Below are 20,991 nucleotides of genomic sequence, written 5' to 3' on the forward strand. Positions count from 1 at the left end.
TATTATGTAAGATTAAGATTTGTTGATTTTGATTCACATGAAAAGAGACAATAATAATTATTATAATGCAACAGATAGCGTGTTGGTACATGAAATAAAACTATGCTAATATTCCCGTTTTCATATAAATGGATGCTAAAGTGATTTTTTGGGTTTTAAGTTTATTTAACTATTGTTGGCTGTTTTGTACAAGTTTGAAGCATTCTGCGCGACTTCATTTGAAAAAATATCAGTATATTTGCAGAGATTTTAGGAGAAAGCAATTCGCTAATTGTCAACCTTAAAGTTTATTCCTTGAAATTCAGCGCGTTGTGCGTGCTACTCAGTGCATATGTCGTGCCGCGCTAATAATTCTACCTTTACCGTATCATTCCGTGGTCGTTCAGGCGCGGTGTTTATGCGGCCTTGGCAAAAAGATATATTTTGAATCATTATATGGTATCATTAATTTTTGGTATTCAGAACTCTACTCTCGCCGTGGTGGGCGCCCTGACTGGCGTTGCTCTCGTGGCGTTGGCGCTCGTGCTTGCGGGGCTTATCTCGCCGCGCAGCTTCAATCCTCAGAAGGGCGAGGCCTATGAGTGCGGTATTCCTACGCGTGGCGAGAGCATGGCGCAGTTCCACATCGGCTACTATCTCTATGCCATCCTGTTTTTGATGTTCGACGTAGAGACCGTGTTTCTCTACCCCTGGGCTGTCAACATGAGAGCCCTCGGTACCGACGGTCTGCTTTGCATCGCTGTATTTTTCGGAATTTTAGTGCTGGGCCTCGTATATGCCTGGCGGAAAGGAGCTCTTGAATGGAAGTAACTGCACAGGGCATGCCTTATGCCGAGTTTAAGGATAATGAATATATAGAATCGCTCGTCAGCGAGCTGCGCGCCAACGGCACAAATGTCGTGGTCGGTTCGCTTGACAAGCTCATCAACTGGGGGCGCAGTAACTCTATCTGGCCGCTCACATTCGCCACCAGTTGCTGCGGTATCGAATTTATCGCGCTTGGAGCGGCGCGCTTTGATATGGCGCGCTTCGGCTGGGAAGTCGCTCGCGCCTCGCCCCGTCAGGCCGACTTCATGATGGTGGCCGGCACAATCGTGCATCGCATGGCCCCGGTAGTGCGCCGTCTCTACGACCAGCTCGCCGAGCCCAAATATGTGATTGCATGCGGCGGATGCGCTGTCTCAGGCGGACCGTTCAAGCATAGCTACCATGTGGTAAAAGGTGTAGGTGAGGTAATCCCCGTCGATGTATACGTACCCGGATGTCCTCCACGCCCCGAAGCCATGATATACGGTATCATGCAGCTCTCGCGCAAGATAAAAGTGGAGAAATTCTTCGGCGGAGTAAACCGTCAGGAGAAGCGCGAGGCATTCTTCGCAGCACGCGATGCCGCCGCAGCCCTTGTAAAGGAGGGTGTGGAGCAGGAGAAAGGCATGTCGGTATAATCCACTCACTTCTGCAACCGTCAAATTATTATTAACAAGCACCAATCATCACATAGATATGGCAAACGTTCAGGAACACATCGCCCGGCTCTTCCCCGAAGCCGTTTTCGAGGAGGGGGAATGGCTGCTGGTGAATATTCCCGATGCCAAGTGGCATACATTGGCCAAGACCCTCAAAGAGGATCCGGCACTCGACTTTGACTACCTCGTGTCGCTTGTAGGTATGGACTGGACCGAGACTCTCGGCGTCATGTACTACCTCACTTCGACACGCCACGGCCATCACATCTCGGTACGCGTGGCCACCGACAACCGTGAGAAGCCCATGCTCCACTCGGTCAGCGACCTGTGGAATGTGGCCAACCTCTACGAACGCGAGGTATACGACTACTTCGGCATCATCTTCATCAACCATCCCGACATGCGGCGCCTGTTCCTGCGCAACGACTGGGTAGGATACCCCCTGCGCAAGGATTACGACGCATCGCCCGAGACCAATCCCGTGCGTCTCGACCACGAGGCTGTCGACGACATCACATACTCTTATGTTGAGAAACCCGACGGCTCCATTGTAAAGGAAAAGCGCACTGTATTCGCTCCCGAGGACTTTGTGGTAAACATCGGCCCGCAGCACCCCGCCACCCACGGCGTGCTCCGTTTCCGTACGGCAGTCGACGGTGAGACCATCAAGAAAATCGACCTCTATCTCGGATATATCCACCGCGGTATCGAGAAACTCTGCGAGGGACTCGGATACATGCAGACACTCCACTTCACCGACCGTCTCGACTACCTCTCGGCACAGCAGAACCGCCATTGCCTCTGTCTCTGTATCGAGAAAGCCATGGGTCTTGAGGTGCCCCGCCGGGCACAGGTTATCCGCGTGATGATGGACGAGCTCATGCGTATCAGCTCCCACCTCCTGTTCATGGGAACATTCTGCATGGACCTCGGTGCCACAACAATGCTGTTCTACACACTCCGCGAGCGCGAACGCATACTCGACATTTTCGAAAAGACATGCGGCGCACGCATGACATTCAACTACCACTGTATCGGCGGTGTGATGGATGACCTCGACAAGGACTTCGTCGACGACGTGAAGAAGCTCCTCGAAATCATGCCCAAGGCAATCAAGGAGTACGACACCATATTCACCGGCAACGTCATTGCCCACAACCGTATGAAGGGCGTAGGCGTGCTCTCCAAGGAAGATGTCATCAGCTACGGAGCCACCGGCCCTGTAGGACGTGCCTCGGGATGGGCCTGCGACGTGCGCAAGACTGCTCCCTACGGCATCTATTCAGAGCTTAATTTCGACGAAATCACCCTCCCCGAAGGCGACTCCATGGCCCGCTATCTCGTGCGTGTCGAGGAAATCAAGCAGAGCTGCCGCATACTCGAGCAGCTGGTCGACAACATCCCCGACGGCGACATCTGCGCCAAGGTGCCCAAGATTATCAAGCTCCCCGAGGGACACTGGTTCCAGCAGGTGGAGGCAAGCCGCGGTGCATTCGGAGTATATATCGAAAGCCACGGCGACCAGAAGCCCTGGCGCGTGAAGTTCAACTCCCCGTGTATGAACCTCGCCGGTATCGTGCCCCACGCTGCCGAGGGTGGCAAGATTGCCGACCTCATCACCATCGGAGGTACTTTCGACTACGTTGTGCCAGATATCGACCGATAATCGGCCCGGGACGAGGATATAATCAGTTCAAGTAAAGAATACAAAGAACAACAAGATATATGTTAGAACTATCTCACGGAGCCGAGTGGCTCAATCAGTGGCTTCTTTCATGGTGCGCACCCTGGGTGGCCGTGACCATTGAGTGTGTGCTTATCGGCGTACTGCTGCTCCTGGCCTATTCGGTGCTCGCACTTTTCTACATCTATTTCGAGCGCAAGGTCTGCGCCGCATTCCAGTGCCGCCGAGGCCCCAACCGTGTGGGCCCATGGGGTGTGCTGCAGTCGGTAGCCGACATGTTCAAGATCCTTATCAAGGAGCTCATCTCGCTCAACCATATCGACAAATTCCTGTTTGCCCTGGCGCCTTATCTGGTGATTTTGGCCTCGATGCTATGTTTTTCGATGCTCCCGTGGGGCAGCGGCCTGCAGATTGTCGACTTCAATATCGGTATCTTCTTCCTGCTGGCTGTCAGCTCGATAGGAGTGCTCGGCATACTGCTCGCCGGATGGTCGTCAAACAATAAGTTCACCCTTATCGGCGCTCTCCGTTCGGGCGCGCAGATGGTCAGCTACGAACTTTCTCTCGGCCTGTCGGTTATTACAATGGTAGCTTTCGCAGGCACGATGTCGATTTCAGAGATATGCCAGATGCAGAGCGACGGCATGTGGTTCATATTCTCGGGCCACATTCCCGCAATCATCGCATTTGTAATCTTCATCATCGCCGGCACCGCCGAGACCAACCGAGGCCCGTTTGACCTTCCCGAGGCCGAGAGTGAGCTTACCGCCGGTTATCATACAGAGTATTCCGGTATCCACTTCGGTTTCTTCTATCTGGCCGAATACCTCAATCTCTTTATCGTATCGGGCGTGGCCGCTCTGCTTTTCTTCGGCGGATGGGCTCCCCTCCACATCCCGGGCTGGGATGCATTCAACGGCGTGATGGACTGGATTCCTTCGACCATATGGTTTATAGCCAAGGCGATTGCAATCTCGTTTATCATCATATGGTTCAAGTGGACATTCCCCCGTCTGCGAATCGACCAGCTGCTCGCCCTTGAGTGGAAATACCTCCTCCCCATCAACCTCGTCAACCTCGTGCTGATGGTGCTGGTGGTATGCTTCGGCCTCCACTTCTAATCAGTAACAAAACGCATATTAACCCCCTCTCAACGTCATATACCTAACAATGAGCGATAAATTCGGAACAGTAGCTCAGGTGATCGGCCCTGTAGTCGACGTCACCTTCGAAGGCGAAGACAATCTCGTCCCGCCTATTTACACGGCTCTGCGTGTACCCAAGGATGATGGCTCCGACCTCATCCTGGAAGTCGAGCAACACATCGGCGAGGACACCGTGAGATGTGTGGCTATGGAAAGTACCGACGGTCTGCAGCGTGGCGTACGCGTGGAGAATCTCGGACGTCCTATCGCGGTGCCCACCGGCGACCAGGTAAAGGGACGCCTGCTCAACGTGCTCGGCGATGCCATCGACCACCTGCCCGAACTTAATCGCGACTCGTTGCGCCCCATCCATCAGCCCGCCCCCGCATTCGACGACCTCACCATCGGCACCGAGATTCTCTATACCGGTATCAAGGTGATCGACCTTCTCGAGCCTTACTCCAAGGGTGGCAAGATTGGTCTGTTCGGTGGTGCCGGCGTAGGAAAGACGGTGCTCATCATGGAGCTTATCAACAATATCGCCAAGGGCCACAACGGTTTCTCAGTGTTTACCGGTGTGGGCGAGCGTACCCGCGAGGGTAACGACCTGCTGCGCGAGATGATTGAGAGCGGCGTTATGAAATATGGTGAGAAATTCACCGAAGGCATGGAAAAAGGCGAGTGGAATCTTGCCGATGTCGACATGAAGCAGGTAGCCGAGTCGCAGGCCGCACTTGTGTTCGGACAGATGAACGAGCCCCCGGGCGCACGTCTGCGTGTGGCCCTTACCGGTCTTACCGTCGCCGAGCAGTTCCGCGACCAGGACGGCGGAGGCAAGGACATCCTCCTCTTTATCGACAACATCTTCCGTTTCACCCAGGCAGGTTCCGAGGTGTCGGCTCTTCTGGGCCGTATGCCCTCGGCCGTAGGCTACCAGCCCACACTTGCCTCCGAGATGGGTGCCCTTCAGGAACGTATCACCTCGACAAAGCAGGGTTCGATTACCTCCGTACAGGCTATCTACGTGCCTGCCGACGACCTTACCGACCCCGCGCCTGCCACAACATTCAGCTTCCTCGACGCCACCACCGTGCTCTCGCGTAAGATTTCGGAGCTCGGTATCTATCCCGCCGTCGACCCGCTCGAATCGACATCGCGAATCCTCGACCCCCACATCATCGGCGAGGACCACTACAATACCGCCCAGGCTGTAAAGCAGCTGCTCCAGAAGTACAACGAGCTCCAGGATATCATCGCCATCCTCGGCGTCGACGAGCTCTCCGACGAGGATAAGCTCGTGGTGGCCCGCGCCCGTCGTGCGCAGCGCTTCCTGTCGCAGCCCTTCTTCGTGGCCGAGCAGTTTACCGGCCTGCCCGGTGTGATGGTGCCCCTGAGCGAGACTATCCGCGGCTTCAAGATGATTCTCAGCGGCGAGATGGACGAGTATCCCGAACAGGCGTTCCTCAACGTAGGCACCATCGACGATGCCATCGCCAAGGGCAAGAAGATGCTTGCCGAAGTGAAGTAACCAACAAGATTGTAAGGCAATTAAAACACTCATACGGATATGGTGCTCAAAGTAATCTCCGCGCAGGATGTCCTCTTCGAGGGCGAAGTGGGCAAGGTGTCGCTTCCGGGAGCCGAAGGCACATTCATGGTGCTCCCCGGCCATGCCTCCCTTATCTCCACTCTTGTGCCCGGTCCGGTGGTATATGACCATGACGGACATTCCGCACGCATCGACGTTGCCGGAGGCATAGTCGATGTCGACAACGACATAATATCTGTATGCATCTATTGATATGAAACGAACCATCCTGCTACTTGCCCTCCTGCTGGCCGTGCTGCTCCCCGCCCCGCTGTCGCTGATTGCGGACGAGGCCGGCGTGCGTGCCGAGGCGCAGGCAGAAGAAGCCGAAAGCCGCTCGGAAGAGAAGAAAATCGACCCCAAGGAGATTATCTTCGAGCACCTGGGCGACGGCTACGGCTGGGAAGTGCCTTTCTGCCACCACGTGCGCATACCCCTGCCGGTAATCGTGCGCGACTATCAGGGCGACTGGCATTGCTTCAGCTCGTCGCGTATCGGCCATGGCCACAGCTACACTGTGACCGACTCCGACGGTACCGAGATGACATTCCGTCTCGGAGGCCACGACAGCAAGTGGCACAACAAACTTGTCGGACTGCGTCCCGAGACAGTCGACGGACAGACACAGATGGTCGAGTACCGTCCGCTCGACTTCTCCATCACCAAAAATGTCTGCGCCATATTCATCGCCTGCCTGCTGGTAATGTGGATGGTACTCGACGTGGCCGCATGGTATCGCAAGAAGGGGTATACCGCTCCCCGCCGTGCCACCGGCGCCATTGAGGCCCTTATCGAGTTCATATACTACGGTGTGATTAAGCCCACCCTCGGCGCCAAGAGCCGCAAGTTCGGACCCTACCTGCTCACGGTATTCTTCTTCATACTCGTGGCCAACCTGCTGGGCCTGATGGTGATATTCCCCGGCGGCGCCAACATCACAGGCAACATTGCCGTGACTCTCGTGCTGTCGCTCATCACATTCCTCATCGTAAACATATTCGGCACCAAGCACTACTGGAAAGAGGTGTTCTGGCCCGATGTGCCCCTGTGGCTGAAATTCCCTATCCCCATCATGCCGGTCATCGAGCTTTTCGGAGTCTTCACCAAGCCGGCGGCGCTTACCGTGCGTCTGTTCGCCAACATGATGGGCGGCCACATCATCGTCATTGTGCTCACGCTGCTTATCTTCATTCTCGGCGCCCTCGGCGCTGCTGCGGCAGGCGGCACACTGGTGGTGTCACTGATATTCTCGGTGTTCATGCTCCTGATTGATGTGCTTGTGAGCTTCATCCAGGCCTATGTGTTCACCATGCTCTCGACTGTATTTATCGGCCTTGCCCAGGAGGACGGACACCACGCAAAGGATGCCGCCCACGAGACACCCGCGGCGGGCAGCACCCACTCATAAATCTCCTCACCCTGTCATTACAAAAAAATATTAACCCATAAATCCTACACAATTATGTTAACAGCATTAATCATCGCAGCAATCGACGCAGGTCTCAAAGGTATCGGAGCATGTCTTGGCGCAGCTATCGCAGCAATCGGCGCAGGTATCGGCATCGGTAAGATTGGCGCTGCTGCCATGGAAGCTATCGCCCGTCAGCCCGAGGCTACCGGCGACATCCGAAGCAACATGATCGTTATCGCCGCCCTTATCGAGGGTGTGGCTCTTTTCGCCGTCATCGTCTGCGTACTGGCATTCTTCCTCTAATCTGTAGCATATCCCTGAAATGGAACTATTCACGCCTGAATTCGGCCTGGTATTCTGGATGTTCGTGGCATTCGCCATCCTCTTCTTCGTACTGTGGAAGTGGGGCTGGCCTGCCATCATGAAGAACATCGACGACCGCGCCGATCTCATCGACAAGGGTGTGGAGTATGCGCAGAATGCCAAAGAGCAGCTTGACAACGCCCGCCAGGAGGCAAGCAAGTATATCGACGAAGCGCGCAAGCAGCAGGCCGAGATACTTCGCGAGGCCGACCGCATGAAAACCGAGATAATCGAGGAAGCGCGTGCCGCAGCCTCAAAGGAGGCCCAGAAAGTGATGGACGCCGCCAAGGTATCTATCGAGCAGGAGCGCAAGGAAGCGCGTCAGCAGTTCCGCGACGAGGTAAGCTCGTTTGCCCTCGATATCGCCACAAAGGTTGTACGCGGACAGATGGCCGACCGCAAGGCCCAGACCAAGCTCGTCGACTCCCTCCTTGATGAAATGGAAACCAACAACTGACAACCGACATGGACCAAGGTCTTATCCCCAACCGTTACGCCAAAGCCCTCTACAAGTTCGCCCTCGAAAAGGGAGCGGCCCCCAGAGTGTATGAGCTGATGAAATGCCTGTGTGCATCCTTTGCCGGGCAGCCCCGCCTGCAGGAAGTAGTCGCCAACCCGTTTGTGGCTACTGAAGATAAGACCGGCCTGCTCGCTACGGCGGCCTGCGCCAAGAGCACCGACACGGTCTTTGCCGACTTCCTTAAGCTGCTGGTGGAGAACCGCCGCATCGACATCGTGCGCCTGATAGCCCTGCGCTATCTCGACATCTACCGCCGGGCCAACAACATATGCCTGGTAAGGATTGTCACCGCCACCGACATGCCCGCCGACGTTGTCGGCAAGCTGCATGCCCTCGTCGAGCGCCATCTCCCCGGAGCCACTGTGGAGTACACCCACCTGACCGATCCATCAATCATCGGTGGCTTCATCGTCGACGTCAACTCCGAGCGCCTCGACGCTTCGCTCGAGAGCGAGCTGCGGCAGCTGCGTCTAAAACTCCTTAGCAAGTAAATACCCCCACAACAAGAATGATCAACCCAAGCGAAATATCGGAAGTATTAAAGCAACAGCTTGAGAACGTCAACTCAAAGGTGTCGTTCGAAGAAGTTGGAACAGTCCTTGAGGTAGGCGACGGCGTTGCCCACGTCTACGGACTCGAAAATGTGCGCGCCAACGAGCTCGTCGAGTTCGAGAATGGCGTTAAAGGCGTTGCCATGAACCTCGAAGAGAGCAACGTAGGTGTGATTCTGCTCAACAGCGTTGACCGGGTGACTGAGAATATGACCGTGCGCCGCACCGGCGAAATCGCCTCAGTGCTCGTCGGCGAGGGCCTCTTGGGTCGCGTCATCAACGTGCTCGGAGAGCCGATCGACGGCGCCGGCCCCATCAGCGGCGAGCGCCTGCGCATGCCCCTCGAGCGCAAAGCACCGGGCGTTATCTTCCGTCAGCCCGTAAAGCAGCCTCTCCAGACCGGTATCAAGGCTATCGACTCAATGGTGCCCATAGGCCGCGGACAGCGTGAGCTTATCATCGGCGACCGCCAGATAGGCAAGACCGCCATCGCCATCGACACCATCATCAACCAGCGCAAGAACTACGAGGAGGGCAAGCCCGTCTACTGTATCTATGTGGCCATCGGCCAGAAGGCATCGACAGTGGCCGCTCTCGTGCAGACCCTGCGCGACAACGGCGCGCTCCCCTATACGGTGATTGTGGCCGCCAACGCCTCCGACTCGGCCTCGATGCGCTACTACGCACCGTTTGCCGGCGTGGCCATCGGCGAGTATTTCCGCGACACCGGCCGCGACGCCCTTATCGTGTACGACGACCTTTCGAAGCAGGCTGTAGCCTATCGTGAGATATCCCTTATCCTCAAGCGCCCCTCGGGCCGCGAGGCATACCCCGGCGATATCTTCTATCTCCACTCGCGTCTGCTCGAGCGTGCCGCCAAGATTATCGACAACCAGGAGGTGGCAGCCTCGATGAACGACCTCCCCGCCGTGCTCAAAGACAAGGTGAAGGGTGGTGGCTCACTCACCGCGCTTCCGATTATCGAGACCCAGGCAGGCGACGTGTCGGCTTACATCCCGACCAACGTAATCTCGATTACCGACGGCCAGATCTTCCTTGAGACCGCACTGTTCAACCGCGGTATCCGTCCGGCTATCAATGTGGGTATCTCTGTATCGCGTGTAGGCGGTAACGCCCAGATTAAGCCGATGAAGAAGATTGCGGGCACGCTGAAAATCGACCAGGCCCAGTTCCGCGAGCTTGAGTCGTTTACCAAATTCGGCGGCGATATCGACCCCGTCACCGCGCGTGTCATCGACAAGGGACGTAAGAACGAGCGACTGCTCATCCAGCCCCAGTACGAGCCTATGGCCGTCGAGGACGAGGTGGCCGTGATATTCTGCGGCACCAAGGGCCTGCTTGAGGATGTGCCTCTCGACAAAGTGGCCGAGTTCCAGAAACTCTTCCTCCAGCTCCTCCACGCCAAGTACCAGAAAGATGTGCTCGACGCCATCGCAGCCGGCCAGCTTACCGACGATATCACCGACAAGCTCACCCAGGCCGCACGCGAGATAGCGAGCCGCTACAAGAACTAATAAAGGAACCGAAAGAGGCAGTGCGGGTGCCGGTCAAGCCCCGCACCGCTTCATATCAATAACTCACAATGGCAACTCTGCGAGAACTAAAGGGCCGTATCGGATCGGTCAAGTCGTCGGAGAAGATTACCGGCGCCATGAAGATGATTTCATCGGCCAAGATGCACAAGGCCGAGCAGTCGCTGCGCCGTCTGCTCCCCTTCCGCGGCCAGATTGAGACCATCATGGGCAATCTCCTGTCGGCCGACGCCGAATTCAGCTCGCCCCTGACTCTTACGCGCGACGTGACCCGTGCGGGTATCGCCGTGTGGGGTAGCGACGACGGTCTGTGTGGCGCCTACAATATCAATATCTTCAAGGGTCTTCTGCTCCGCATCAACCAGTTGCGCGAGCGCTACGGAGCCTCGCTTGAGATTACCCTGTATCCTGTAGGCAACAAGATGGTCAAGGCCACCCGCAAGCTCTCGGGCGACGGTATCAGTGTAGAGGTAATCGGCGACATACATGCCAAGAGCGACGGCGAGGCCGTAAAGGCTTTCACCGCGGCTCTCCAGCAGAAGTTTCTCGACGGAGATATCGACATGCTCGACCTCCTCTACATGAACTTCAAGAGCATGAGCCGCCAGACCCTGCGCAGCGAGCAGCTGCTGCCGGTAGTGCAGGAGACACTTACCGCCAACGCTGTGTCGGTGCAGTGCCGCCCCTACATCTTCGAGCCCGACGCCAACACGATATTCAACTCGGTGCTCCCGCTCTTCATCCTCGCGGTGGTGCAGGAGATATTCACCGAGAATGTCGCCAGCGAGCAGGCAGCGCGCATCATGGCCATGCAGAGCGCCAACGACAACGCCAAGAAACTCCTCGAGCAGCTGCAGCTTGAATACAACAAGCTGCGCCAGCAGGCTATCACCTCTGAGCTGCTCGATATCCTCGGAGGTCAGGTCAGATAGACCGCGCCTCCGCATAGAGGGAGCATCCGGCAGTGAGAATATTGCCGTACCGGACCGCCGGATGTCTTCCCCATCAAGACGAACCACATATAATTTTGCTATCGGTACGCGAAAAAAAGAACACCAGTCATATCTATGGGCAGTGTAAAAGAGTATTTTTCATCACTGGGCACAGGCATATCAAGCCTTATAAAAGGTATGGGAGTCACCGGCAAGGAGTTTTTCACTCCCAAGGTGACCGAGTCGTATCCCGACTCCCGCAAGGGCGCCGACCCCTCGGAACCCCGCTATCAGCAGTATGCGGCCCCGCGCTTCCGCGCCAAGCTACAGTTTATCTATCTTCCTGACGGACGCAACCGTTGTACGGCGTGCGGCACATGCCAGCGCAATTGTCCCAACGGCACCATCACCATCACCACCAAGATGGTAGACCTCCCCGACGGAAAGAAGAAACGCAAGCTCGACAAGTATATGTACGACCTTGGCAGCTGTACATTCTGTGAGCTGTGTGTCACCACATGCCCATTCGACGCCATCGAGTTCAGCAACGACTTCGAGCAGGCCGTGTTTACCCGCGAAAAACTTGTGCAGCAGCTCAACTATCTTCCCGAGCAGCCGGGCGATCCCGCTCCCAAGGCTCCCGCCGCAGCCCCCAAGGCAGCACCTGCCGCCCCTAAGGCCGAGGCTCCCGCGGCTCCTGCATCCGAACCCGAAAAGAAAGAAAATTAAATCGTATATATGGAATCAGTTGGAAGTATTGTAATGTACTGGATAATCGTAGCCTCGATTATCATCTTTTCGATACTGACTGTCACCACACGTCGCATCCTCAGAGCGGCGACCTACCTGCTGTTTACGCTATTTGCCACCGCCGGCCTCTACTTCAAGCTCGACTACGAGTTTCTCGGCGCGGTGCAGATTGCCGTTTATGCCGGTGGCATCGTCGTGCTGGTGGTATTCTCGATATTGCTGACGACGAAGCCCGGTGACGCCAGTACGCAACTTACTTCGCGCCGCCGTCTTTTCGGAGGCGTGGCCTCGTTGCTCGCTCTCGCGGGTCTCGGCTACGCAGTGGTGGCACGTCCTGACTTCTGGACTACCTTCAGCCGCCCGTTTGACGGTGATTTCACCATGAATCATCTGGGTGAGGTGCTGCTCGGTACCGAGAAGTTCGGTTATCTGCTGCCGTTCGAGGCAGTGAGTGTATTGTTACTCGCATGTATAATCGGTGGCGTGGTAATCGCCCGCAAACGTTGATCAGACGATGGACAAGTTACCTATAGCAATGTATATAATCCCCAGCATCATAATGTTCTGCTGCGGAGTCTACGGTTTCGTCACCCGTAAAAATCTGATTGCGATTCTCATCTCGCTGGAGCTTATGCTCAATGCCGTCGATATCAACTTCGTGGTGTTCAACCGCTTCCTGTATCCCGGACAGCTTGAGGGCATGATGTTTACACTTTTCGCTATCGCTATCGCCGCCGCCGAGACGGGGCTTGCGATTGCCATTATCGTAAACCTCTTCCGCTGGGCACGCAATATTGATATACGCGACCTTAACAAAATGAAATTCTAAGACACGGTTATGGAAATTATATCAATCTTCATACTCTGCATACCCCTCTTCATGTTCCTGCTGCTCGGTCTTACAGGCATGAAGATGAGCCATAAGCTCGCGGGCGTACTCGGCTGTCTCGGTATGGGCACCGTGCTCGTACTCAGCTACTGGACCGCACTGAGCTACTTCTTCGGCGACTTCTACACAGCCGATGGCACACGTGCCGCTCTCATACTCTGGAATGTCGACTGGCTTCAGTTCACACAGCATCTCGTAATCCGTCTGGGCTTCATGCTCGACCCGATATCGGCCATGATGCTCATCGTGATACCCACCATCTCGTTTATGGTGCATCTCTACTCTATGGGCTACATGGAGGGTGAGAAGGGCTTCCAGCGTTACTTCGCTTTCCTGTCGCTCTTCAGCTTCTCGATGCTCGGTCTTGTAGTGGCCACCAACATCTTCCAGATGTATATCTTCTGGGAGCTTGTAGGCGCATCGTCCTACCTGCTCATCGGCTTCTTCTACAAGCTGCCCTCTGCAGTGTCGGCCTCGAAGAAAGCGTTTATCGTTACCCGCTTCGCCGACCTCGGCTTCCTGCTGGGTATCCTTATCCTCAGCTACTGCACACAGACATTCGACTTCCTCGACATCACCTCGGCCGCTGTGGCCAACTATGATGGCGGAGTAGCTTCCTACACCGGTCCGTTCACCGGCATACTTACCTCATTCTCCGGCATGACCTTCCTGGGCGCCTCGACCCTTACCTGGGCTCTTGTGCTTATCTTCATGGGCGGTATGGGTAAGTCGGCTATGCTCCCTCTCCACATCTGGCTCCCCGACGCGATGGAAGGCCCGACCCCTGTGTCGGCTCTCATCCATGCCGCCACGATGGTTGTGGCCGGTGTATATCTGGTGGCCCGTCTGTTCCCGCTCTATCTGCTCGAGATGTCGGCGATGAACATCATCGCTATCGTGGGCTGCATCACCGCATTCTATGCAGCTGTGGTGGCATGCACCCAGATTGACATCAAGCGTGTGCTCGCCTTCTCGACCATTTCTCAGATTGCATTCATGGTGACATCGCTCGGTATCGCTCGTCCCGAAATCCACGAGGGTCTCGGCTTCATGGCCTCGATGTTCCACCTGTTCACCCACGCCATGTTCAAGGCTCTGCTCTTCCTTGGCGCCGGCGCTCTGATTCATGCCGTACACTCCAACAACTATACGGCCATGCACGGTCTGCGCAAGTATATGCCCGTCACCCATATCACGTTCCTTATCGGCTGTCTGGCCATCGCGGGCATACCCCCCTTCGCCGGCTTCTTCTCCAAGGACGAGATTCTCGCCGCCGCATTCGAGAACCACTGGTTCTGGGGCGCATGGCTCATGATGGTTGCCGGTCTGACCGCATTCTACATGTTCCGTCTGTACTACATGATTTTCTGGTGGAAAGAGCATGACTGCGCCCACCATACCCCCCACGACGCTCCTCTGGTGATGAGCATACCTCTGGTATTCCTTGCCGCCGTAAGCTGTGTGGCCGGTTTCATACCTTTCGGACACTTCGTGACATGGAACGGCGCCAGCTACGATATCCACATGGTAGGCTGGGTGGCCATCTCCAGCGTATGTGTGGCAGTGCTTGCCATTCTGCTGGCCACAAAGATGTATCTCAAGGAGAATCCTCTCCCCGACAAGCTCGCCGATACTTTCCACGGTCTCTGGACTGCCGCCCACCATCGTTTCTATTGGGACGAGCTCTATATGTGGATTACCCACAAGGTGATATTCCAGTGCATATGCCGTCCGATCGCATGGTTTGACCGCCAGATTATCGACGGTACGATGGACAGCTTTGCCAAAGTCACCCAGTGGACCTCGCTGCAGGTGCGCGGACTTCAGTCGGGCAACGTGCAGTTCTATGTATGGATCTATCTTGTCGGAGCGCTTGCTCTGGGTACAATAGCCTGGATCTGCCTGCTGTAATCACTGATGCGAAAACACTCTGAAAAAATATAGTAATTATGATATTCTCAAATATTCTGATATATTTCGTAGTCATCCCGCTGGTGATGCTCGGGCTGCTGTTCCTCTGCCGGGACATCAAGCAGGTGCGCACAGTGGCCGTCATCGGCTCTACGGCGCTTGTGGCCCTTTCGGTATATCTGCTCTTTGACTTCCTCCATCTGCGCCAGCTCGGCGCCGACGCGCCGATGCTCTACACCGGCTCGTGGATGTGGTTTGAGCCTCTCAACATCCATCTTGCCCTCGGTGTCGACGGAATTTCCGTAGCGATGATTCTCCTTTCGGCGATTATCGTGTTTGCCGGCACTTTCGCATCGTGGAAAATCGACCCGCTGCCCAAGGATTTCTTCCTCTGGCTCATCCTTCTGTCGACCGGTGTGTTCGGCTTCTTCATCTCGATCGACCTGTTCACCATGTTCATGTTCTACGAGGTGGCCCTTATCCCGATGTATCTTCTCATCGGACTCTGGGGCACAGGCCGCAAGGAGTACAGCGCCATGAAGCTGACCCTTATGCTTATGGGCGGCTCGGCATTCCTGTTGCTCGGTATCCTCGGTATCTACTACCACTCGGCTCCCGAAGGCGGACAGCTGACCATGAACCTTCTCGAGATTTCGGCCAACGGCGCCATCCCCCACGGCTGGCAGACATTCCTCTTCCCGATTACATTCGTTGGTTTCGGTGTGCTCGGCGCTATGTTCCCGTTCCATACATGGAGTCCCGACGGTCACGCCTCAGCCCCGACAGCCGTGTCGATGCTCCACGCCGGTGTGCTTATGAAGCTCGGCGGCTACGGCTGCTTCCGTGTGGCCATCTATCTGATGCCCCAGGCCGCCAATGAGCTTGCATGGATTTTCCTTATCCTGACCGGTATCTCGGTTGTTTACGGTGCGTTCAGCGCCTGCGTGCAGACCGACCTCAAGTATATCAACGCCTACTCTTCGGTAAGCCACTGCGGCATGGTGCTCTTCGCCATCCTCATGCTCAACACCACCGCCATGACAGGCGCTGTGCTCCAGATGCTCTCACACGGTCTTATGACAGCCCTCTTCTTTGCCCTCATCGGTATGATATACGGACGTACACATACACGTGACATCCGTCTGATGGGCGGTCTGATGAAGATAATGCCGTTCCTTGCCGTATGCTATGTAATCGCCGGTATGGCCTCGCTCGGTCTGCCCGGTCTGTCGGGCTTCGTGGCCGAGATGACAATCTTCGTAGGCTCATGGGAGCATACCGACATGTTCCACCGTGCGTTTACCGTGGCCGCCTGCTGCTCGATTGTGATTACCGCGGTGTATATCCTCCGCGTGGTCGGCAAGCTGCTCTTCGGTCCGGTACAGGACGAGCACCATCTGTCGCTTACCGACGCCACATGGTGGGAGCGTCTGTCGGCTATCACACTTATCGTGTGTGTGGCCGGTATCGGTTGCTTCCCCAACTGGATCAGCACCTTGATCCACAATTCGTTCCTCCCCATTATCGAAGTCCTCACAAAGTAAGATAATAAGATATGGATTATTCACAGTTTCTGGTCATGCACCAAGAGATAGGATTGCTGGTCCTCATCTTATTGGTCTTTCTTTTCGACACATTCAGCTCGCGGCAGGCACCCCGCGGACTGTCGATGTTCACAGTGTGCCTCTTCGCTCTGGTCACCATCGGCGGATTCGTATATCCCTGGGATGCGACCTCGGCCACAGCATTCGGCGGCATGTATGCCACCTCGCCTGTGATGACTGCTATCAAGAACATCCTCAACATCGGCGCTCTCATCGTGCTGGTGCAGGCCATGCAGTGGGCCGACAGCGAGTTTATGAAGGTGCGCCGCGGAGAGTTCTACGAGCTTCTGCTCATCACCCTCTTCGGTATGTACCTGATGATTTCGGCACGTCACTTCCTGCTCTTCATCATCGGTCTGGAGACCGCCTCTCTGCCGCTTGCCGCCCTTGTGGCCTTTGACAAGCAGCGCTACGAGAGCCACGAGGCAGCTATCAAGTATCTGCTCACTGCCGTGTTCTCCTCAGCGATATTCATGATGGGCCTGTCGTTTGTGTACGCACTGAGCGGCACACTCTACTTCGCCGACATCGCCGCTGCAATCAACCCTCAGAACAGCCTGATGCTTCTCCTTGCCATCGCGTTTGTAATCGCCGGCATGGGCTTCAAGCTCTCGCTCGTACCGTTCCACCTCTGGACCGCCGACGTATACCAGGGCGCTCCTACCACCATCACCTCTTATCTGTCGGTAATCTCCAAGGGTGCCGCCGCCTTCTCGTTCTTCGTGATTATGGTGCAGGTGTTCGGTCCGTTCTACGGCAAGGCCTGGGAGTGGATGCTCTACGCCCTGATTATCCTCACCATCACTGTAGGTAACCTCTTCGCTCTCCGCCAGAAGAATCTGAAGCGCTTCCTCGCGTTCTCGTCGATATCCCAGGCCGGCTATATCATGCTCGGCGTGATGGCCGCCACTACCCAGGGTCTCGGCTCGCTGATGTACTATATCCTCGTGTATATCTTCAGCAACCTCGCCGCCTTCGGTGTAATCCAGGCTATCGAGAACAAGACCGGCAAGGTAGATATGGACAGCTACAACAACCTGTATTCGACCAATCCCAAGCTGGCGTTCACAATGATGCTTGCCATGTTCTCTCTGGCCGGTATCCCGCCGTTTGCCGGATTCTTCAGCAAGTTCTTCATCTTCGCCGCCGCCACCGAGCCCGGAACTCCGGCCCTCTACGTGCTGGTGCTCATCGCGTTGATCAACACCATCATCTCGCTCTACTACTACCTGCTCGTAGTCAAGGCGATGTTTATCAACAACCAGGAGGCTTGCGTGATACCTGCATTCCGCAGCGCCGGCAGCGAGCGTCTGGCCATGACCGTGTGTGTGGCCGGCATCATCCTTATCGGTATCGTGTCGTGCATCTACAACGGCCTTATCGATGCATCGGTGATGAATCCCGAATACATATTCGCTTCATTCGCCAATTGACAGTACGGCGGTCACACAACCGCTTGACATACAGTAAAGAGCGGAGGTGGAAACCGGTTTCCACCTCCGCTCTGTTTTTTTCAGAACAAATTCCGGTACCAATCAAACGATTATTTACATGAACGAAACGATTATCAGACATTTTGCGGCAGCCGCAGTCGCGGCCGTGTCGTGGGGCGGTGCTTATGGCGCCGATTTCAGATTCAGCACCCAGGGTATGGACTTCGAGCTTACTTTCATGTCGCCCTCTGTGGTGAGGGTCGTCAAGCATCCGTCGGGCATCACTCCATCCGGCAACAGCCTTGCCGTGGTGAAGGCTCCGGAAGAGGTGGAGGCGGGTATAAAATCGGGCGACAGAACCACTGTCATCACCACCGACAGCCTTATTGTCGAGATAGACCGCAAGAGCGGCGCCCTCGACTTCTATAACAGAGGTGGCGTGCATCTGCTTAAGGACAAGGATTACGGCACGAGCTTCACACCGGCATGGGACGGGCAGAGGAACAATCATATTGTGCGCCATTCCTTCCTGCTTGACTCTGACGAGCCTGTATTCGGCATAGGTCAGGTGAGCGACGGCAAATGGAACCGGCGCGGCACTTCCTACCGTATGGAGAATGTCAATATGTATACCTACACTCCGCTTTTCGTGTCGCCAACCAAGGGCTACGGGGTGTTCTGGGACAATTATTCCATAAGCGATTTCAAGGACAATCCCCAGGACCTCAGTTTCGAGGGGTGGGGCGACAGTTCCGACTACTATTTTATCTATGGCTCGACACCCGAGGGTGTCACCTCGGGGATACGCGACCTGACGGGACAGGCACCGATGCTTCCCCTCTGGGCCTACGGATTTTTCCAGAGCAGGGAGCGCTACAGCAGCCAGGATGAGCTTGTGGCGACGTTCAAGAAGTTCCGTGACCTCAAGGTGCCCATCGACGTCATTATACAGGACTGGCGCTACTGGCCTCAGCACAACGGCAGTGACAGTCTGTGGAACTGTCATGCATTTGACAGCATCCGCTATCCCGATCCGGCCCGCATGGGGCGCAACATCCACGATATGAACGGGAAATTTCTCATAGTCACCTGGCCCGGTTTCGGTCCGAAGTCGGAGACATACGGCCGTCTTGACGAGAAAGGGCATATGATAAACTTCTATACTTTCCCCGGATGCGGCACGAGGCCCTACGATTCGTTCAGCGCGGAGGCACGCGATATATTCTGGGATAGTCTTGACAAGGGTGTGTACTCCGTTGCCTGCAATGACGGGTGGTGGCTCGACTCGACCGAGCCCGACGTGTGGGAGAAGAAGCCCGGCGACTATGACTCGCCCACATCGGCAGGTACATTCAAGACCGTGAAGAACGCTTATTCGCTCATGCAGAACCGCGGTATCTACGAGCATCAGCGCGCCAAGGACGACAGCCGCCGCGTGGTCACCCTTACCCGCTCGGGCTATGTAGGGCAACAGCGCTACGGAGCCAACACCTGGAGCGGCGATGTGGATTCGCGCTGGGAGGTGCTCCACGACCAGATACCGGCAGCCCTCAACTATGCTGCTATCGGCATCCCTTACTGGAACAGTGATATCGGCGGATTCTATGCCAACATGTGGAGAGAAAAGGGTGGCAATGACTGCGAGGAGTGGCGCGAGCTGTATACGCGCTGGATGCAGTTCGGCGCGTTCTGTCCGATGATGCGCAGCCATGGCACCGGTCTGCCACGCGAGATATGGCAGTTCGGCGATAGGGGTACACCGGTGTTTGACGCTCAGGAGCGAATGATAAGGCTCCGTTACCGCATGCTGCCCTACAATTATTCCACAGCCTGGGACGTTACATCAGGAGCAGGCCTGTTCATGCGTCCGCTTTATATGGACTTCGCCGGCGACAGCAGTGCTGTGATGACCGGCACACAGTATATGTACGGGCGCAGCTTCCTTGTGGCCCCCGTCACCGAGTATAAGGCGCGCGAATGGGATGTGTATCTGCCCGAAGGGACCGACTGGTGGAACTTCTGGACCAACACACTCCATAGCGGTGGACAAACGGTGAAGACTCCTGCGGCTTTTGACGAGATTCCGCTTTATGTGCGTGCCGGCAGTATCGTGCCATGGGGACCTGAGGTGCAGTATAGCAGCGAGAAGCCCTGGAACAATCTGGAGATACGCATATATCCCGGCGCCGACGGAGAGTTTACCCTCTATGAGGATGCGGGCGACGGCTATGCATACGAGAAGGGCGAACGCTCCACGATAAAAATGATATGGGACGATAAGGCGCGTACCCTTACCATCGGTCGGCGTGAGGGGAGCTATCCCGGTATGCTCCGGAACCGCAAGTTCCGCATCGTGATGATGGGCGATGGTGTGGCCGGAGGCGATACATCGTGTGGCGCAGCCAAGACGGTTAGCTACAATGGCTCGGCATCTCAGGTGAGGCTCTGATATGGATAAATAAGCAGGTTGTAGAAATTATTGCTTATAGGAATCTTTTACGACTTACTTAAGTAAGTCGTAAAAATTATTACGTATATGAATACTTTTAAAACTTTATATTTCAGGCAGAGTCTTTTTGCCGCTTTTCCCTCTCTTCGTCAGTCATGTAGCTCGCTACACTCCTTCCTCATCGAGGAAAAATCAATCAAAAATCCTCTCGCCGGAAATATAAAATAATTTTTACGACTTACTTAACAATTATAGACTTACTTATAATGTAATATGGATACTGAGAATATCAATGGCATTGATGACGAATATGAAATGTCGCAATGCCCTACGGATGAAGAACTCGAGGCGCGACTCGACGCATTTGTGGCTCATCTGCCGGCGGAGCTGACTCCGGAGCAGATTGAGGTATTGCGTCGCCAGACAGCCCGCTCTAAAGAGAGTAAGAAGCAATCGGATTATTAAACAAGCTCTTAATGGCTATAAGCCTGACGGGTAATTCGTTATCCGTAGGCATATCGTAACAGGCCAAGGAGGCGCATTGGTAACATGTACTGATGCGCCTCTATTTTCGTCAAGTTTAGACCCCGTTCACCAATATTTGTTAACGCTGGGGCGGTCATGCATCTGCGTCCGCTTGTTTCGGTCACAATGCAACCGCATTGCTCCCTCACTGCGCTAACACATCTGCACGACGATTGACCGCCCCAGCGTTAACAAATATTGGTGAACGGGGTCTTAT

Annotated in this window: 20 protein-coding genes; all 20 read left to right on the forward strand. The window is 55.4% G+C overall.

The genetic code is table 11. The annotated features are described in order from the left end of the window. The first annotated feature begins 435 nt into the window (after positions 1–435). The 20 genes from K2I50_RS09875 (at position 436) to K2I50_RS09970 (ending at position 20,714) form a co-directional block, all read left to right on the forward strand. Positions 436–810: an NADH-quinone oxidoreductase subunit A gene (locus K2I50_RS09875; protein WP_068961458.1), complete on the forward strand. Its 375-nt coding sequence runs from the start codon at positions 436–438 to the stop codon at positions 808–810. Then, positions 801–1,445, forward strand: coding sequence for an NADH-quinone oxidoreductase subunit B (locus K2I50_RS09880; protein ID WP_301026164.1), 645 nt, complete (start codon positions 801–803; stop codon positions 1,443–1,445). The genes K2I50_RS09875 and K2I50_RS09880 overlap by 10 nt, the downstream gene beginning before the upstream one ends. A 58-nt stretch (positions 1,446–1,503) precedes the next feature. Further along, positions 1,504–3,132, forward strand: coding sequence for an NADH-quinone oxidoreductase subunit D-related protein (locus K2I50_RS09885; RefSeq protein ID WP_301026166.1), 1,629 nt, complete (start codon positions 1,504–1,506; stop codon positions 3,130–3,132). A gap of 59 nt (positions 3,133–3,191) precedes the next feature. After that, a complete protein-coding gene (nuoH, locus tag K2I50_RS09890; RefSeq protein ID WP_123611293.1) occupies positions 3,192–4,271 on the forward strand; it encodes an NADH-quinone oxidoreductase subunit NuoH in 1,080 nt (359 codons plus the stop codon). Positions 4,272–4,320: 49 nt separating this feature from the next. Continuing rightward, entirely contained in the window at positions 4,321–5,823 is a 1,503-nt protein-coding gene (gene atpD, locus K2I50_RS09895; RefSeq protein WP_301026167.1) for a F0F1 ATP synthase subunit beta, read from the forward strand. Positions 5,824–5,862: 39 nt separating this feature from the next. Beyond that, complete coding sequence (locus K2I50_RS09900) at positions 5,863–6,096, forward strand: F0F1 ATP synthase subunit delta/epsilon (RefSeq protein ID WP_068961453.1); 234 nt, start codon at positions 5,863–5,865, stop codon at positions 6,094–6,096. A gap of 1 nt (position 6,097) precedes the next feature. Continuing rightward, the gene (gene atpB / locus K2I50_RS09905) at positions 6,098–7,291 is read left to right on the forward strand and encodes a F0F1 ATP synthase subunit A (protein ID WP_301026168.1); all 1,194 of its coding nucleotides are present in this window, start codon (positions 6,098–6,100) and stop codon (positions 7,289–7,291) included. 54 nt (positions 7,292–7,345) lie between these two features. Beyond that, entirely contained in the window at positions 7,346–7,597 is a 252-nt protein-coding gene (gene atpE, locus K2I50_RS09910) for an ATP synthase F0 subunit C (protein WP_410522245.1), read from the forward strand. A gap of 19 nt (positions 7,598–7,616) precedes the next feature. Beyond that, a complete protein-coding gene (gene atpF, locus K2I50_RS09915; protein ID WP_289743457.1) occupies positions 7,617–8,114 on the forward strand; it encodes a F0F1 ATP synthase subunit B in 498 nt (165 codons plus the stop codon). An 8-nt stretch (positions 8,115–8,122) separates the two neighbouring features. Continuing rightward, complete coding sequence (gene atpH, locus K2I50_RS09920) at positions 8,123–8,668, forward strand: ATP synthase F1 subunit delta (protein ID WP_301026171.1); 546 nt, start codon at positions 8,123–8,125, stop codon at positions 8,666–8,668. A gap of 17 nt (positions 8,669–8,685) precedes the next feature. Continuing rightward, on the forward strand, positions 8,686–10,263 hold the full coding sequence (gene atpA / locus K2I50_RS09925) for a F0F1 ATP synthase subunit alpha (RefSeq protein WP_123478168.1): 1,578 nt from the start codon (positions 8,686–8,688) through the stop codon (positions 10,261–10,263). Positions 10,264–10,331: 68 nt separating this feature from the next. After that, on the forward strand, positions 10,332–11,213 hold the full coding sequence (gene atpG, locus K2I50_RS09930) for an ATP synthase F1 subunit gamma (protein ID WP_301026172.1): 882 nt from the start codon (positions 10,332–10,334) through the stop codon (positions 11,211–11,213). 135 nt (positions 11,214–11,348) lie between these two features. Further along, positions 11,349–11,942 carry a 4Fe-4S binding protein gene (locus K2I50_RS09935; RefSeq protein WP_301026173.1) on the forward strand — a complete coding sequence of 198 codons (594 nt, stop codon included), beginning with the start codon at positions 11,349–11,351 and terminating at the stop codon, positions 11,940–11,942. A 9-nt stretch (positions 11,943–11,951) separates the two neighbouring features. Continuing rightward, complete coding sequence (locus tag K2I50_RS09940; RefSeq protein WP_301026174.1) at positions 11,952–12,470, forward strand: NADH-quinone oxidoreductase subunit J family protein; 519 nt, start codon at positions 11,952–11,954, stop codon at positions 12,468–12,470. Between the two features lie 7 nt (positions 12,471–12,477). After that, positions 12,478–12,792 carry an NADH-quinone oxidoreductase subunit NuoK gene (gene nuoK / locus K2I50_RS09945; protein WP_123478170.1) on the forward strand — a complete coding sequence of 105 codons (315 nt, stop codon included), beginning with the start codon at positions 12,478–12,480 and terminating at the stop codon, positions 12,790–12,792. Between the two features lie 9 nt (positions 12,793–12,801). Further along, on the forward strand, positions 12,802–14,763 hold the full coding sequence (gene nuoL / locus K2I50_RS09950; RefSeq protein WP_301026176.1) for an NADH-quinone oxidoreductase subunit L: 1,962 nt from the start codon (positions 12,802–12,804) through the stop codon (positions 14,761–14,763). A 38-nt stretch (positions 14,764–14,801) separates the two neighbouring features. Beyond that, positions 14,802–16,307, forward strand: a complete 1,506-nt coding sequence (locus K2I50_RS09955) for a complex I subunit 4 family protein (protein WP_068961442.1) — start codon at positions 14,802–14,804, stop codon at positions 16,305–16,307. Positions 16,308–16,318: 11 nt separating this feature from the next. Next, positions 16,319–17,800: an NADH-quinone oxidoreductase subunit N gene (locus tag K2I50_RS09960; RefSeq protein WP_278434884.1), complete on the forward strand. Its 1,482-nt coding sequence runs from the start codon at positions 16,319–16,321 to the stop codon at positions 17,798–17,800. Positions 17,801–17,918: 118 nt separating this feature from the next. Beyond that, on the forward strand, positions 17,919–20,249 hold the full coding sequence (locus tag K2I50_RS09965) for a glycoside hydrolase family 31 protein (protein ID WP_301026177.1): 2,331 nt from the start codon (positions 17,919–17,921) through the stop codon (positions 20,247–20,249). A 273-nt stretch (positions 20,250–20,522) separates the two neighbouring features. Further along, positions 20,523–20,714: a hypothetical protein gene (locus K2I50_RS09970; RefSeq protein ID WP_301026179.1), complete on the forward strand. Its 192-nt coding sequence runs from the start codon at positions 20,523–20,525 to the stop codon at positions 20,712–20,714. Positions 20,715–20,991 lie beyond the last annotated feature (277 nt).

The sequence above is a fragment of the Muribaculum sp. genome (genome assembly GCF_029051885.1).
In the GTDB taxonomy this organism is placed as follows: Bacteria; Bacteroidota; Bacteroidia; order Bacteroidales; family Muribaculaceae; genus Muribaculum.